The sequence below is a fragment of the Kribbella rubisoli genome (assembly GCF_004217145.1).
GTDB classification, from domain to species: domain Bacteria; phylum Actinomycetota; class Actinomycetes; order Propionibacteriales; family Kribbellaceae; genus Kribbella; species Kribbella rubisoli.
Genome location: NZ_SHKR01000012.1, coordinates 318,708 through 333,014, shown reverse-complemented (window position 1 = coordinate 333,014; position 14,307 = coordinate 318,708). Strand labels below are relative to the sequence as shown.

The window sequence follows — 14,307 nt, the reverse complement described above, 5'->3', positions numbered from 1 at the left end:
CTACCTGTTACAAGGACTGCTTACGGTACGCCGAGCAACCTGAGCCCGGCCGCAGTCGCGGCAGCAGCCACCACAACCAGCACGAACGGCGCCTTCCGCCAAGCGAGTACGCCGCCGACCAGAACACCCGCCGGCCGCGCGACCCCGGCCGGCCCGTGCCCATCCATCAACGCCGACGTGGCGACCAACGCCGTCAGCAACACGATCGCGGCCACCGCCAGCAGCTGTTGCGCCCGCTCAGGCACCTCAAACCGACTCCGCAACGCGGGTCCGGCGAACCTGAGCGAAAAGGTGCCCACAGCAAGCACCAGAATCCCCACCAGCAGCACTGGGGTGTTCACCGACTCACCTCCAACGCACCCTTCGGCGCCCGATAGAACAGCAATCCCACCAACGCACACAGCACGGGAAGCCCAGCCGGCAAGAACGGCGTCGTCGCCAACGCGACCAGCACGCCGACAAGAGCCGCCGTACGCGTCGACCGATCCCGTAACGATGGCAACACCAACGCAAGCAGCACCGCCGGGAACGCCGCATCGAGCCCGAACGCGTCGGTGTCGGTGATCACCGACCCGGCCAGCCCGCCGACGACCACGCCGATGTTCCAGCAAATGAAGATGCCGATGCCGCCGGCCCAGTACGCCGCCCGCTTCTGCTCCAGCTCGTCCTGCCCCATCGCGAACGCGACATTCTCATCAGTCATCACGTGACTGCCCGCGAACCGCCGCCACCCGCCGCCGATCACATCGCTGACCGCCAGACCGAACGGGATGTGCCGCGTGTTGACCAGCAGCCCCGCGATCATCGCCGCGATCGGGCTCCCGCCGGCGGCGACGATCCCGACGAACAGGAACTGCGACGCGCCCGCGAAGACCACGATCGAGAGCAGGATCGGCACCCACAACGGCAGCCCGCCGCCGACGCTGATCGCGCCGTACGAGAGGCCCACGACACCGTCGGCCAGGCAGACCAGGCCGATGTCGCGGGCGAGCCCACGGTCGAGTGTTCGCCAGATCGAACGCATGGGCATTATGATGAACAACGATCCGCCGTTCGTCAAGCCGAACAACTAGACCGATGGAGCGAACACGCGATGGACAACAGGGCACCACTGGACGTGATCGCCGCATCCCTGCGCCGGCACCGGGCCCGCACCGGGCTCTCCCTGACCGAGGTGGCGAAACGCGCCGGCGTCGCGAAGTCCACGCTGTCGCAACTGGAGTCCGGCACCGGCAACCCCAGCGTGGAAACCCTGTGGGCGTTGGCCGTTGCGCTCGACACCCCGTTCGCGGCGCTGCTCGACCCGCCGCGCCCGAAGGTCCAGATCATCCGCGCCGGTGAAGGCCCCGCGATCTACTCCGACCAGGCCGACTACAGCGCCACCCTCGTCGCCTCCAGCCCACCGAACGCCCGCCGCGACATCTATCGCATCGTCGCGTCCCCCGGCCCCGGCCGTCAGTCCGAGCCCCACATGCCCGGCGTCGTCGAACACGTCGTCCTAGGCTCCGGCCGAGCCCTCGTCGGCCCCACCGACGACCCGATCGAACTCTTCCCCGGTGACTACATCGCCTACCCCGGCGACCTCCCCCACATCTTCCAAGCCCTCGAAGAAGGAACAGCAGCCACGCTCGTTTCCGAGCATGTGTAACGTTAACCGCTCACCTCTGGACATCTCCGCGCACGTCTGCGCATCATCAAGTCGAGAGAGCTCTCTGGTCGAAGTCCGCCCCACTTCGCTTGGAGGTAAGACCCCCGATGAGACTCAAGTCCGTACTGCTCTGCGCCCTTCTCGGCCTCGCCGCCGCTCTCGTTCCCGGTAGCGCTTCGGCGATCGGTGTCACGCCCGGCACCTACGTCAACTACACGTTCGACACCGCATCGCTCACGCAGGCCGAGTTCCGGATGACGATCAACAACTCGCCCGGGCGCGCGAACGTCTACTGGTCCAACCAGTTCGACTTCACCGGCGGCGACGTCGGCGGGTACACCGGCATGCAGACCCACCGCGACGGCGGCGGGATGTTCCTCTACTCGCTCTGGAACTCCACCGACATGCGCGTCGGCGACGCCGGCACCTACTGCATCAAGTTCCAGGAGGACGGCACCGGCGGTAGTTGCCGCCTCGACCGAGCCCCGACCCCCGGCCACACCTACGCGTTCGCCGTCGCCAGCGAAGGCAGCGGCTGGTACGGCGTGACCGTCCGCGACCTCACCGCCGGTACGTCGTTCAAACTCGGCAGCCTGCAAACCGGTTCCGGCAACACGATCAGTACGTCGGGAATGGTGAGCTGGACCGAGTACTTCGACTGGAACAACGACAAGGCCACCTGCGACGACGAGCCGTACTCGAAGCTGACGATGAACCTGCCGACCAGCGGCAGTCTCACCGCGCACTTCACCGGCAGCTCGGAAAGCACCGGCTGTGCGGCAGACAGCCAAGTCACGCTCAACGGATCAACCGCCGTCCAGGAGAACGGGCTCGGCAACTCGGCCTCGGGCGACATCCGCGGCAGCGGCGGCTGCCTGGACGTCTCCGGCTCGGACGGTACGACGATCCTGCTGTACACCTGCACCGGCGGCGACAACCAGAACTGGGTACATGCGGAGAACAAGACGTTCCACGCCCAGTTCAGCTGTCTCGACTCGAGCGCGACGCAAGCCGGCGCCGCGATCCTCTACAACTGCCACGGCGGCGCCAACCAGCAGTGGACCCAGCCCGGTGACGGAACCATCCGCGCCAACGGCCTGTGCCTGACCGCACCGGGTTCCCTGGGCAATCCGGTAACCGTTGCCTCGTGCAACAACTCCGCGGCGCAGCGCTGGACGTTCTGACACAGCACGACGCCCGGGACCGGCGAACGGTCCCGGGCGTCACGGCGTACTAGATCTTGCGGCCGACCCCGCCGACGATGCACTCCTCGACCTGGTTCAGCGGCTTGAGCCGCGGACCGTCCGGCCACCAGTCGTCGCAGAGCACCAGGCCCGGCGCGACGAGCTCCTGATCGGGGAAGAACTCCATCAGTTCCTTGCGGGTGCGGAACCTACCGCTGCCCATCGGGCTGTGGATGAACTTCTCCTCCATCTTCTGGGCGACCGCGGTGTGCTCCGGAGTCTCCGGGTCGTAGAAGTGCGAGATCACCGTGTACGACCCGGGCACCACCGCGTCGACGTACTTCTGCATGATCTGCGCACCTTCGGTGCCGATGTAGTGGTGCAGCGTGCCGGCCTGCATCACGGCGATCGGCTGGCTGAAGTCGAGGAAGTCACGCACCTCGGGCTTGCTCAGCACCTCGTCCGGCTCGAAGATGTCGGCGCTGACGAACAGCGTGTTCTCGTTCTCCTCGAGCAGCGCGCGGCCGTGCGCGAGCACCACCGGGTCGTTGTCGATGTAGAGCACCTTGGCCTCGGGCTGGATCCGCTGCACGACCTGGTGGGTGTTCTCGGCGGTCGGCAGACCGGATCCGCAGTCCAGGTACTGCGTGATCCCCGCCTGGCCGGCCAGGAACCGGCACGAGCGGATCAGGAAGTTCCGGTTCGACCAGGCCAGGTCCTGGGCCTGCGGCGCGGCGGCCTGGACCCCACGCAGTACCTCGCGGTCGACCTCGAAGTTGTCCTTGCCGCCCAAGAAGGCGTCGTACACCCGGGCGATGCTGGCCCGACTGGTGTCGACGCCGACCGGGATCGAACTGGGTGCCTGTTTGGCATCGGGCATCGGGTGGACCTCGCAGAGAGTGGTCGGAAATCTGTGAGCCCGACTCTACTGACCGTAGGACCCGTTGGACACACCGTATCTGCGCGTCGGGGTGGACGAGGTCACTATCTGTTGTGAAATGATCAGCTGTTGCATCGGGACACCACGGGGACAGCGGCTGGGAGGCATGAGGTGACCGAGCCGGGCGCGTACGGCGGTCCGACCGCCCTGCGCATCATGCTTGGGGTGCACCTGCGCCGGCTCCGTGAGAACGCGGGCGTGTCCCGCACCGATGCGGGCTGGGCGATCCGCGGCTCGGAGTCCAAGATCAGCCGCCTGGAACTCGGCCGGGTCGGGTTCAAGGTGCGCGACGTCGACGACCTGCTGACGCTCTACAAGGTCGAGGACGAGGTCGAGCGCGATCGCCTGCTGACATTGGCCCGCGAGGCCAACAGCCCGGGCTGGTGGCAACGGTACGACGACCTCACGCCGCAGTGGTTCCACTCCTATCTCGGGCTCGAGATGGCAGCCGATCTCATTCGTACGTTCGAGTTGCAGTTCGTCCCGGGTTTGCTGCAGACACCGGAGTACGCGCGGGCCGTCATGCAGCTCGGCCGGCAGGACGTCCCGTTGTCGCGGGCCGAGCAGGATCGCCTTGTTTCCTTGCGAATGAGCCGCCAGGACGTGCTGACGCGGCAACGACCCGCGCGGCTGTGGGCAGTCATCGACGAGGCCGTACTGCGACGTCCGATCGGCAGCCCGGCAATCCTCAGAGCCCAACTCGAGCACTTGATCGACGCGTCGCGGCGGCACAACGTCACGCTGCAGATCATCCCGTTCTCCAAGGGCGGTTACACCGCGACCGGCGGCGCGTTCACCCTGCTCCGCTTCAACGACGCCGACCTTCCGGACATCGTCTACATCGAGCACCTGACGAGCGCGGTCTACCTGGACAAGCGCGAAGAACTCGACACGTACGTCGTCACGATGGACGCCGTCTCGATCACCGCCGCCCAGCCCCGCGAAACCGAAAACCTGATCCGTCAGGCGATCGAGCGTTTGCCCTAGCGCCGCTGGGCGCCCGGGCCGGGGCGGAAGGCAACTTCCCTAGGGCCTGGGTCGTGGCCGGCCTCGCAGTGCATGGTCACGGTGACACGTTCGCCGCAGTCGCCGCGATGGCGCGGCTCGATCGGCGCGCCGGCTGCGAGCGGCAGGTACTGATCGCCCCACTGGATCATTGCCACCAGCACCGGGTAGAGGTCTAGCCCGGCCTCGGTCAACCGGTACTCCGAGCGCTCTCGCTGTCCGGGCAGCCGGTACGGGTGGCGGCGGATCAGGCCGCGCTCGATCAGCGCGGCGAGGCGCTCGGTGAGGACCTGGCGCGGGATCCCCGCCCGGGCGCGGATGTCCTCGAACCGTCGGACGCCGACGAAGACCTCGCGGAGGAGGTGAAAAGTCCACTTGTCGCCGAGGATCTCCATCACCCGGGAGATCGTGCAGTTCTCCGTGGACCAGTTCATCGCCTCGGGCATCTGCTCGCTGACTGCCGTACTCATGGGTTCATGATAAGTCCACTTGACAGACTCAGCCAAGCAGGTAACGCTGAATCCGTGAACCAGACTCAGGCGAGGCCGCCACTCGTCCGTCGCGCCGGCGAACCCGACGCGGACGAGCTGGCCAGGATGCTGTCGGGGCTGACCGACCTCAGCCGCTACTTCCGCTTCCAGACCGCGATCGGCTCGCCGCCGCGCGCGGCGCTGCTGCTACGCCTGCTGTGCCCCACCGGCGCGGCCTTCGTGGCAACGCGCGAGGACACGATCGTCGGCCACGCGATGTGGGCCTGGGCGCCGGGTGAGTCGACGGCCGAGCTCGCAGCCGTCATCGCGGAGGACGATCAGCGCCGCGGGCTCGGGATCCGGATGCTGGCGATCGCCGCCGCGGACGCGATCGCATCCGGCGCGAAGCATTTTCTCTTCGTCATCGGTGCGGCCAACGAACGTTCGATCCAGATGGTTCGTCGTCGCTGGCCGGATGCCAGTGTTGAACGCGACGGCACGCTGCTGACGTTCGTCGCGCCGGCCCGCCTACCGGACCAGCCGGAAGAACGCCCGGATGTCGTCGACGAGCAGGTCGGGCGCCTCGAGGGCCGCGAAGTGACCGCCACGGCTGAACTCCGACCAATGGACGACGTGGTGCCGGCGGTCTAGGACTCGGCGGATGGCCGGATCCGTCGGGAAGACCGCGACGCCCGTCGGCACACTCGGCCGGATGTCCTCGGCGGCGCGGCGATTCTCGTAGTACAGGTTGGCGGAAGTCGCGCTGCTGTTGGTGAACCAGTAGATCGACACATCCGTGAGCAGGTGGTCGAGGTCGACCGCCCTCTCAGGCAGCGCATGCTCCGGATCGGTCCACTCCCAGAACTTCTCCAGAATCCACGCCAACTGCCCGACCGGCGAATCACTCAACCCGTACGAGACCGTCTGGGGCCGAGTCCCCTGCAGGTCGGCGTACCCGGTCCCAACTGCACGCAACCGCTCAGCCGCCGCCAATCGCTCTCGCTCCACCTCGGTCTGGACATCACCTGGCTCGACCTCCGGAAACGCCAGCCCGCCGTTGATATGTACGCCGACCACATGCTCCGGATCGAGCTGACCGAGGAGCGGTGAGACGACCGATCCCGTGTCGCCACCTTGCGCGCCGTACCGCTCGTATCCGAGCCGGCTCATCAACTCCGCCCAGGCACGCGCGATCCGCCCGTGGTTCCAGCCGTCCTGCAACGGGAGCGAGAAGCCGTGCCCCGGTACGGACGGCGCGACGACGTGAAAGGCGTCGCGCGGATTCCCGCCGTATGCCGCCGGGTCGGTCAGCGGCCCCAGCAGGTCGAGGAATTCCGCCACCGACCCGGGCCAACCGTGCGTCAGCACCAACGGCAACGCGTCCGGCTCCGGCGATCGCACCTGCAGGAAGTGAATCCTCTGCCCATCGATCTCGGTCGTGTACTGCGGATACCCGTTGAGCCGCGCTTCCCAGACACGCCACTCGTACGCCGCCCATCGCTCCGCGACCCGCTGCAGGTAATCGACCGGGACGCCGCGATCCCACCCGTCTCCAGGTAGTTGCCGAGGCCAACGAGTCTGCCGGAGCCGCTCCCGCAGCGCGACAACCTCCGCGTCCGGCACCGCGATCTGGAACTCAGAGATCATTCGCCCGCGGGTGCAGCGGCTCGTACAACCCGACCCGGCCACCACCAGGCAGCCGGAACGCCGTCAGCACACCCCACCGCATCCGCTCGACCGCCTCGAACTCCACCCCACGGCCGCTCATCTCGGCCATCGTCTGCTCGAGGTCGTCGCACATCAGCAACAACTCATGCGACCCAACCTCAGCCGGATGCACCGCCACCTCGGCAGGCGGCAACTTGAAGATCAGCCACCCCTGCCCGGCGTCCACCGACGGATACTCCAACACGTCGGCGAAGAACGCCCGATCCGCCGCGGCGTCCGTGCTGTAGATCATCACATGCGCTCCGTTGATCATCTCCGACACGATACTCGGGAATACCGACACCGCTGGGCCGAGTTGCCGCAAGCATGATCCTCCTGACGGGCGCCACCGGAAACGTCGGCCGTGAGCTGACCGCCCTCCTCCCGGAGGCACGAACCCTCACCCACGGATCCGGCGCCGACCTCGCCGAACCGGAGACCCTCACCGCCGCATTGCAGACCGTCGACACGGTCTTCCTCATCTGGCCGTTCCTGACCGCCGACGGCGCCGAGGCGACCCTCGGTAAGATCGCGCAGCACGCCCGACGCGTCGTCTACCTGTCGTCGTCCGCAGTGCGCTTCGGACCGGACACTGATCCGATCACCAGGCTGCACTCCGACCTCGAAGTCGCCGTACGCGCATCCGGGCTCGAGTGGACGATCCTGCGAGCCGACACGTTCGCCTCCAACGCGCTCGGCTGGGCCGGACAGTTGCGCGCGCACTTTCCGCGTGTGGGCCGACCGGAAGGCAGCTGCCTTCGGCTGATCAGTCCTCGACGACGATGGCGAGGGCCGGGCAGACCGCGGCGGCCTGGTGTACGTCGGCGGCCAGGTCTTCCGGTGGGTTGTCGGTGAGGAGTACGACGATGCCGTCCTCGTCGCGTTGGTCGAACACGTCGGCGGCTGCGGTGACGCATTGGCCGGACGCCACGCACTTGTCCTGGTCGACGATGATCTTCATCGGTTGTCCTTTCACCACGTGACGGGGAGCGAGTAGACGCCGTACACGGCGCCGTCGTGCTTGAACGGGATCTCGTCCAGCTCGACGGCCCGGCGCAGCGTCGGGATCCGGCGGTAGAGCGTGCTGTAGACGACCTGCAGCTCCATCCGCGCCAACGGTTGCCCGAGGCACTGATGTACGCCGAACCCGAACGCGACATGCCGTCGCGCGTCCCGGTGCACGTCGAGCGTGTCCGGGTCGGAGAACATCGACGGATCCCGGTTGGCGATGTCGTTCGGAAGGATCACACCGTCGCCGGCCTTGATCACCTGCCCGTGCAGCTCGATGTCCTCGAGCACCGCGCGGCGCCGGCCGTTGTGCGTGATGTTCAGGTACCGCAGCAGCTCCTCGACCGCGCCCGCAACCAGCTTCGGGTCGTCGGTCTCCCGCAGTACGGCGAGTTGCTCCGGATGTTCCAGCAGCGCAAGGGTGCCGAGGGCAATCATGTTCGCGGTGGTCTCGTGCCCGGCGATCAGCAGCAGCACCCCGATCCCGGCCGCGTCCTGCCGAGTCAGCTCGCCGGACCGGATCCGCTCGGTCAACCCGGACAGCAGGTCGTTACCTGGGTTCTCCAGCTTCTCACCGACCAGATCGTTCAGGTACGACGCCAGGTTGCCGTGTGCCGCGGCGCGCTCCTCCGGGGTCGCGGTCATCTTGATCAGCATCTTGCTGTTCTGCTGGAAGAAGTCATGGTCCGCGTACGGGACACCGAGCAGCTGGCAGATCACCAGCGACGGAACCGGCAGCGCGAACGCCTCCACCAGATCCACCGGCTTCGGCCCGGCCAGCAGATCGTCGATCAACCCATCGACAATCTTCTGTACGCCGGAGCGCATCGCCTCGATCCGCTTGATCATGAACGGCGCAGTCACCATCCGCCGCAACCGCGCGTGCTCCGGATCGTCCATCAGGATGAACCCGATCCCGACCCCGTCCTTGCGCGGCGGCTGCCCGGTCGGACTCGGGTACCCCGGCGTCGTCACATCGGAGCTCAGTCGCGGATCGGCGAGCAGTGCACGCTGGTCGTCGTACCGCGTCACCAACCAGGCGGGTCGGCCGAAGATGTCGACCTGGACCAGCGGCGCTTCTTCCTGCAGTTCGCGCAGTTGCGGCGGCGGGTCGAACGGGCAACCTGTTGCCCGGGTCATCGGATAAACCGGAGTAGTCATACAATCCTTCCCCAGAGAGGCGTTGCATTACGCGCGCACGAGGTGCTCCCGGTGCACGCGGGTCTGTTTCGGCAGGTTCCAGCCGAGCACCGCGACGAGGCGACCGTCGCGGTGGTAGTGGGCGATGAAGCGGCCGTCAGCTACGTTGCCTTCAGCAACGGTCACCTCGGCGTCGGCGGACGGGCGGCCGTGGACCTGGATCTTCACGGCGAACTGGTCGGTCCAGAAGTACGGGATCGGTCGGTAGGGCTGGTGGTCGCCGAGGATGTTGCCGGCGACGCAGATGGCCTGTTCGGTCGCGTTGGTGCGATTCTCCAACCGCACAAGGGAATCGTCGTGCTGCCACCGGGCCACATCACCGGCGGCGTAGATCCCATCAGCGGCCCGGCAGTTCGCGTCACACACGACCCCGTTGTCGAGCCGGAGCCCACTCCCCTCCAGCCACTCGGTCGCCGGCGCCGCGCCCAACGCCACGACCACCACGTCCGCAGGCAGTACGTCGCCATCAGCCAGCTGTACGCCGCTCACCCGGCCGTCCACCGCCCTCAGCCCAGTCACCGCTGCACCCAGACGAAGGTCGACGCCTTGCGCCCTATGCAGCTCGCTGAGCAAACCTCCAACTGTCGGGCCAAGCTGAGCCTCCAGAGGCGTGGCCTGGGGACCTGCCAGCGTGACAGCGAGGCCGAGCCTGCGTGCGGTCGCAGCAACCTCAGCGCCGAGCACGCCATCCCCGACGACGACCAGCCGCTCGCTCTCCACCAGATCCTTACGCAACGCGGCAGCATCATCGAGCGTCCGCAGGACGTGCACGCCTTGTAGGTCCGGGCCGGGGAGGCTGCGTGGTGTCAGGCCGGTTGCGATGACGACCGCATCAGCCGTCAGCGAGCGGCCGGCGGCGGTTTGGACCAGCTTGCGGTCGGCGTCCAGCGAGACGGCAGAGTCGCCGAGGACGAACTCGGCGTCGAGGGCCGACAGCATCGTGTCGGGGCGAAGGCGGGTCCGGGCCTCGTCCCAGTCGCCGCAGAGGAACTGTTTGGACAGCGGCGGGCGGTCGTACGGCGGGTGCCACTCGGCGCCGAGGACCGTGATCGGCTCGCGATATCCCTTGCGTCGCAGGGCTTCCACGGTCGTCAGGCCGGCCGCGGAAGCACCCACCACGAGCACACTCACGAAGTCACCGGTGCGGTCAGCAGCCCGACGATGCCGTCGATCAGACCGTCGGCCATCTCCTGCCAGGTCGCCCGCGCCGTCGGCGTACCCTCGGCCTGCGCCCGCTCGAACTCGGCGGTCATCTGGATGATCAGATGCCGGGCCATGTCACCGCGCTCCCTCCGAACCGCCGGCGGAAGCTCCGCGAGATGCTCGGCGAGCCCTTCGATGACACGTTGCAGGGTCGGCGAGTTCAGCGACTCCTGGAGCTGGATCTCGCGCAGCGACGGGTCGTACATCAGCTGGGCGCTGAACCGCGCGAGCCAGCTGGGCGGACCCAAGCTGCTCATGTGGTCGGTCGCCGACCGGACCAGCACGGTCACCCAGTCCCTGACATCGGGATCCGCGCCGAGCTCCGCGATCAGCTCGCGGCGCCGCTCCTCGACCGGAAGCGCATGCTTGCGCACGATCTCCCGGACCAGGTCGGTCTTGGTCCCGAAGTGGTACCCGACAGCCGTGTTGTTGCCCTGCCCGGCCGCCTCGCTGATCTGCCGGTTCGACACCTCGTGCACGCCGCGCTCGGCGAACATCCGCTCGGCCGTCGCAAGGATCAGATCCCGAGTCGCATTCACCCTCGCGGACCGATCCGTCTTCGACATCATCATCACCACATCACCCTTACGTCCCGCAGCCCGCCGACGGGCAGCGAGGTCGTGTCACTGTCGGTCACTGGGCATCACCTCCGTGTGGTTTCCCTTCCAGCTTGCCTCGGAGACTTGTTTAAGTCAACTGCCTGACTTAACGTCTAGTTGCACAAACCAACTATCTTTCGCTGCCTCGGAGGCTGATGATGTCCGCTGCTCCAACCGTGCGTCCCGGTGCCGTCGTGCCGGTGCTCGCCTCGGCCGGTATCACGGTCGCGCTGATGCAGACGCTGGTGATCCCGCTGGTTCCCGAGCTGCCGCGGCTGCTGAACGCGTCGGCCGCCGGGACCGCCTGGGCGATCACCGCGACCCTGCTCGCGGCTGCGGTCGCGACCCCGATCATGGGCCGCCTCGGCGACATGTACGGCAAGCGCCGGATGCTGCTGATCAGCATCGGCATGCTGGTAGCCGGCTCCGTCGTCGCCGCGCTGAGCAGCTCACTCGTGCCGATGATCGCCGGCCGCGCCCTGCAGGGCTTCGCCGCGGGCGTAATCCCGCTCGGCATCAGCATCATGCGCGACGAACTGCCGAGCGACAAGCTCGGTACGGCGACCGCGCAGATGAGCGCTTCGCTCGGCGTCGGCGGCGCGCTCGGCCTGCCGCTGGCAGCGCTGCTCGCCGAGAACTTCAACTGGCACACGCTGTTCTGGCTGTCGGCCGGCCTCGGCGTGATCGTGTTCGGACTGGTACTGCGATTCGTCCCGGAGTCGTCCGTACGCTCCGGCGGCCGGTTCGACCTGCTCGGCGGGCTCGGCCTGTCGATCGGCCTGATTTCGTTACTGCTGGCAATCTCTCAGGGCGCCGACTGGGGCTGGACCGGCGGCCGGACGCTCGGCCTGTTCGTCCTCGGCGTCGTCGCGCTGCTCGCGTGGGGCTGGTGGGAACGCCGTACCAGCGAGCCGCTCGTCGACCTGCGGACGACGGCTCGCCCGCAGGTGCTGCTGACGAACCTGGCGTCGATGGTGTTCGGGTTCGCGATGTTCGCGATGTCGCTGGTCCTGCCGCAGCTGCTGCAGATGCCTAAGGCAACTGGTTTCGGACTCGGCCAGTCGATGCTCGCGTCCGGTCTGGTGATGGGCCCGTCGGGCCTGGTCATGCTGATCGCCGCGCCGTTCTCGGCGAAGATCTCGAAGACCCGCGGCCCCAAGGTGACGCTGATGCTCGGCGCCGTCGTGGTCGCTGCCGGGTACGCCGTCGGCAGTGTGCTGATGGGCTCGGTCTGGGAGCTGGTGCTGGTCTCGCTGCTGATCGGCGCCGGCATCGGCCTGGCGTACGGCGCGATGCCGGCGCTGATCATGGCCGCCGTACCCGTCTCGGAGACCGCGGCCGCGAACAGCTTCAACACGCTGATGCGCTCGATCGGAACGTCGGTCTCCAGCGCGGTCGCCGGCGTGATCCTGGCTAACCTGACGATCAGCCTCGGCGGCTACACCCTGCCCTCGCAGAGCGGCTTCCGCACCGTCCTACTGATCGGCGCGGGCGCCGCCCTCGCCGCACTCGCCATCGCATCCTTCATCCCCACCCGCCGCCCGGCGGAGGCCCCGGCCGCGGTCGAGGCGGAGGCCGTCGCCGGCTAGCGGGTTCTTGACCGAATGGCGGGTTGTAGCGCGGCAGTGGCAAAACAACCCGCCATCGGCCCCTAGGCCAGGAAGTCCAGCGTGCGCTGCATCAGGAGTTTGGCCGCGGGCTCGTCGTAGCCGGGGAGCGACGAGTCCGCGAACAGGTGCTCCTTGCCGGGGTACAGGAACAGCTCCACGGAACCATTGGCTGCGACCAGGGCGCGGGCGGCGTCGATGTCGCCGCCTTCCTCGGCGAAGAACGGATCCTCCTCCATCGCGTGCACCTGAGCCGGTACGCCCTCCGGCCAGCCGCCGAACTCCTCCGCCGGCAGGCACGAGTAGAAGAACAACCCGCCGACGGCTCCCGGACGCGTCTGCGTGAGCTGCTGGGCGGGTACGACGCCGAGCGAGAAGCCGGCGTACACGACGTTCGCGGGCAGCTTCTGCGCCGCCTCGACGCCGCGCTCCGCGATCTTGTCGAAGCCTGTCGTCCGCGCGTAGTCCATGCCCTCGTCGATGGTCGCGTACGTGTTGCCTTCGTAGAGGTCCGGTGTGTGGACGGTATGCCCCGCCTGCCGGAGCTCCTCGGCGAACGCCTTCACCCCGTCCGTCAGGCCTTGCGAGTGGTGGTACAGAACGATCTCAGCCATCGTCGGCTCCAATGATCCAGATATCTCGAACAATCCGCGATGCTAGTCTATTCGGATCATGTCGATCAACAGTTCGGTCCCCGATTACGAGCTCGCGGACACCGTCGAGCTGACCACCGCGGAGCAGGTGCGGGCGATCAGCGACCCGTTGCGGACGACGATTCTCGGACTGCTGCACGAGCGGGCCGCGACGGTGACCGAGCTGGCGACCGCGGTCGGCCGGCCGAAGAGCACGGTCGCGCACCACGTGAAGGTGCTGACCGACGCGGGCATCCTCCGGGTCGTCCGGACCCGGCGGGTGCGGGCGATCGAGGAGCGGTTCTACGGCCGCGCGGCGCGGATGTTCTACGTCGGACTCGGCCGGCAGGGGCAGGACGGGATGCTGCCGCACGACTTCAACGACTTCGAGGTCGCGGCCGAGGAGTCCAAACCGGCGTACGACGCGGGTGAGATGTTCTCGCTGATCCGGCACGCCCGGATCCCCGCCGACCGTGCGAGCGAGTTCTGGCAGCAGGTCGCCGCACTGGTGCACGACTTCGACCAGCTCCCCCGGTCGGGCGACACGACGTACGGCTTCACCGTCGGCCTCTACCCGATCGTCGACTACCCGACCTTGCCGCCGACGGACGACGAGATCTGAGCCTCGTGTTCGGCTGAGACCCGATCGAGGACCTCGACGACACGGGCCAGGACATCGCGGGCCACGGCGTACTCGTGCTCGCCGAACTCCTCGGCGAAGCGAGCCTCCAGGTCGATCAGATGCTGGAAGCCGTCGCCGGCGACGGCCAGTCCGTGCTCGGAGTAGGTGACCACCTTCGCCCGGCGATCGTCCGGGTCGGAGCGCATCTCCAGCAGGTCGAGCGCGACCATGTCGCGGATCACCTCACCCATCGACTGCCGGGTGATCCCTGCCCGCACCGCCATGTCCGCGGCCCGGGCACCCTCGGCGTGCAGGAAGCCGAAGACCGAGTTGTGGGCCATCTTCACTTCGGTATGACCGTCGAGATGAGCCCGGCGGACCATGTCGGACTGCAGCGCCCGATTGGCTCGCTCGACCAGCGCGATCAACGGCTTCCGGTCAGGTCGCGGCACCTCAGCTCTTGACATGTCGTAAGGATACCT

The 14,307-nt window shown here is 67.7% G+C and carries 17 protein-coding genes and 1 pseudogene; 6 read left to right on the top strand and 12 right to left on the bottom strand.

From position 1 onward, the window contains the following. Window positions 1-20: 20 nt before the first annotated feature. Both EV645_RS15785 and EV645_RS15780 read right to left on the bottom strand, forming a co-directional pair. Window positions 21-341, bottom strand: a complete 321-nt coding sequence (locus tag EV645_RS15785; protein WP_130444399.1) for an AzlD domain-containing protein — start codon at window positions 339-341, stop codon at window positions 21-23. Continuing rightward, window positions 338-1,024, bottom strand: coding sequence for an AzlC family ABC transporter permease (locus EV645_RS15780; protein WP_130444397.1), 687 nt, complete (start codon window positions 1,022-1,024; stop codon window positions 338-340). The genes EV645_RS15785 and EV645_RS15780 overlap by 4 nt, the downstream gene beginning before the upstream one ends. A 69-nt stretch (window positions 1,025-1,093) precedes the next feature. Here EV645_RS15780 and EV645_RS15775 point away from each other — a divergent pair, with 69 nt between their 5' ends. Beyond that, window positions 1,094-1,648 carry a helix-turn-helix domain-containing protein gene (locus EV645_RS15775; RefSeq protein WP_130444395.1) on the top strand — a complete coding sequence of 185 codons (555 nt, stop codon included), beginning with the start codon at window positions 1,094-1,096 and terminating at the stop codon, window positions 1,646-1,648. Window positions 1,649-1,755: 107 nt separating this feature from the next. Then, window positions 1,756-2,832: an RICIN domain-containing protein gene (locus tag EV645_RS15770; RefSeq protein ID WP_130444393.1), complete on the top strand. Its 1,077-nt coding sequence runs from the start codon at window positions 1,756-1,758 to the stop codon at window positions 2,830-2,832. Between the two features lie 49 nt (window positions 2,833-2,881). Here EV645_RS15770 and EV645_RS15765 read toward each other — a convergent pair whose 3' ends face one another. Next, the gene (locus tag EV645_RS15765; protein ID WP_130444391.1) at window positions 2,882-3,712 is read right to left on the bottom strand and encodes an SAM-dependent methyltransferase; all 831 of its coding nucleotides are present in this window, start codon (window positions 3,710-3,712) and stop codon (window positions 2,882-2,884) included. 171 nt (window positions 3,713-3,883) lie between these two features. On the opposite strand from EV645_RS15765, the gene EV645_RS15760 reads away from it, so the two are divergent. Then, window positions 3,884-4,759, top strand: a complete 876-nt coding sequence (locus EV645_RS15760; protein ID WP_242000440.1) for a helix-turn-helix domain-containing protein — start codon at window positions 3,884-3,886, stop codon at window positions 4,757-4,759. On the opposite strand, the gene EV645_RS15755 is transcribed toward EV645_RS15760, so the two are convergent. Beyond that, the gene (locus EV645_RS15755) at window positions 4,756-5,247 is read right to left on the bottom strand and encodes a winged helix-turn-helix transcriptional regulator (RefSeq protein WP_198681652.1); all 492 of its coding nucleotides are present in this window, start codon (window positions 5,245-5,247) and stop codon (window positions 4,756-4,758) included. The genes EV645_RS15760 and EV645_RS15755 overlap by 4 nt on opposite strands. 6 nt (window positions 5,248-5,253) lie before the next feature. Here EV645_RS15755 and EV645_RS43170 point away from each other — a divergent pair. Beyond that, window positions 5,254-5,694: pseudogene (locus EV645_RS43170) on the top strand (GNAT family N-acetyltransferase); the annotation flags it as partial. A gap of 81 nt (window positions 5,695-5,775) precedes the next feature. Here the strand turns inward: EV645_RS43170 and EV645_RS15745 are convergent. From EV645_RS15745 to EV645_RS15720, 6 genes are all read right to left on the bottom strand, one after another. Next, window positions 5,776-6,894, bottom strand: a complete 1,119-nt coding sequence (locus EV645_RS15745) for an epoxide hydrolase family protein (RefSeq protein WP_130444387.1) — start codon at window positions 6,892-6,894, stop codon at window positions 5,776-5,778. Next, the gene (locus tag EV645_RS15740) at window positions 6,884-7,228 is read right to left on the bottom strand and encodes a VOC family protein (protein ID WP_130444385.1); all 345 of its coding nucleotides are present in this window, start codon (window positions 7,226-7,228) and stop codon (window positions 6,884-6,886) included. Before EV645_RS15740 ends, EV645_RS15745 begins: the two co-directional genes overlap by 11 nt. A 492-nt stretch (window positions 7,229-7,720) precedes the next feature. Then, window positions 7,721-7,915 carry a ferredoxin gene (locus EV645_RS15735; protein WP_130444383.1) on the bottom strand — a complete coding sequence of 65 codons (195 nt, stop codon included), beginning with the start codon at window positions 7,913-7,915 and terminating at the stop codon, window positions 7,721-7,723. Between the two features lie 11 nt (window positions 7,916-7,926). After that, complete coding sequence (locus EV645_RS15730; RefSeq protein ID WP_130444381.1) at window positions 7,927-9,123, bottom strand: cytochrome P450; 1,197 nt, start codon at window positions 9,121-9,123, stop codon at window positions 7,927-7,929. 27 nt (window positions 9,124-9,150) lie between these two features. Next, a complete protein-coding gene (locus tag EV645_RS15725) occupies window positions 9,151-10,293 on the bottom strand; it encodes an NAD(P)/FAD-dependent oxidoreductase (protein ID WP_198681651.1) in 1,143 nt (380 codons plus the stop codon). Continuing rightward, complete coding sequence (locus EV645_RS15720) at window positions 10,290-10,937, bottom strand: TetR/AcrR family transcriptional regulator (RefSeq protein WP_198681650.1); 648 nt, start codon at window positions 10,935-10,937, stop codon at window positions 10,290-10,292. The genes EV645_RS15725 and EV645_RS15720 overlap by 4 nt, the downstream gene beginning before the upstream one ends. Window positions 10,938-11,122: 185 nt before the next feature. Here EV645_RS15720 and EV645_RS15715 point away from each other — a divergent pair, with 185 nt between their 5' ends. Next, window positions 11,123-12,553 (top strand): MFS transporter, encoded by a 1,431-nt coding sequence (locus EV645_RS15715; RefSeq protein ID WP_198681649.1) that lies wholly within the window; start codon window positions 11,123-11,125, stop codon window positions 12,551-12,553. A 62-nt stretch (window positions 12,554-12,615) separates the two neighbouring features. Here the strand turns inward: EV645_RS15715 and EV645_RS15710 are convergent, their stop codons facing one another. Next, a complete protein-coding gene (locus EV645_RS15710) occupies window positions 12,616-13,185 on the bottom strand; it encodes a dienelactone hydrolase family protein (protein WP_130444377.1) in 570 nt (189 codons plus the stop codon). 58 nt (window positions 13,186-13,243) lie between these two features. On the opposite strand from EV645_RS15710, the gene EV645_RS15705 reads away from it, so the two are divergent. Next, window positions 13,244-13,825, top strand: a complete 582-nt coding sequence (locus EV645_RS15705) for an ArsR/SmtB family transcription factor (protein WP_130444375.1) — start codon at window positions 13,244-13,246, stop codon at window positions 13,823-13,825. Here EV645_RS15705 and EV645_RS15700 read toward each other — a convergent pair. Then, complete coding sequence (locus EV645_RS15700) at window positions 13,789-14,292, bottom strand: MarR family winged helix-turn-helix transcriptional regulator (protein WP_130444373.1); 504 nt, start codon at window positions 14,290-14,292, stop codon at window positions 13,789-13,791. The genes EV645_RS15705 and EV645_RS15700 overlap by 37 nt on opposite strands. Window positions 14,293-14,307 lie beyond the last annotated feature (15 nt).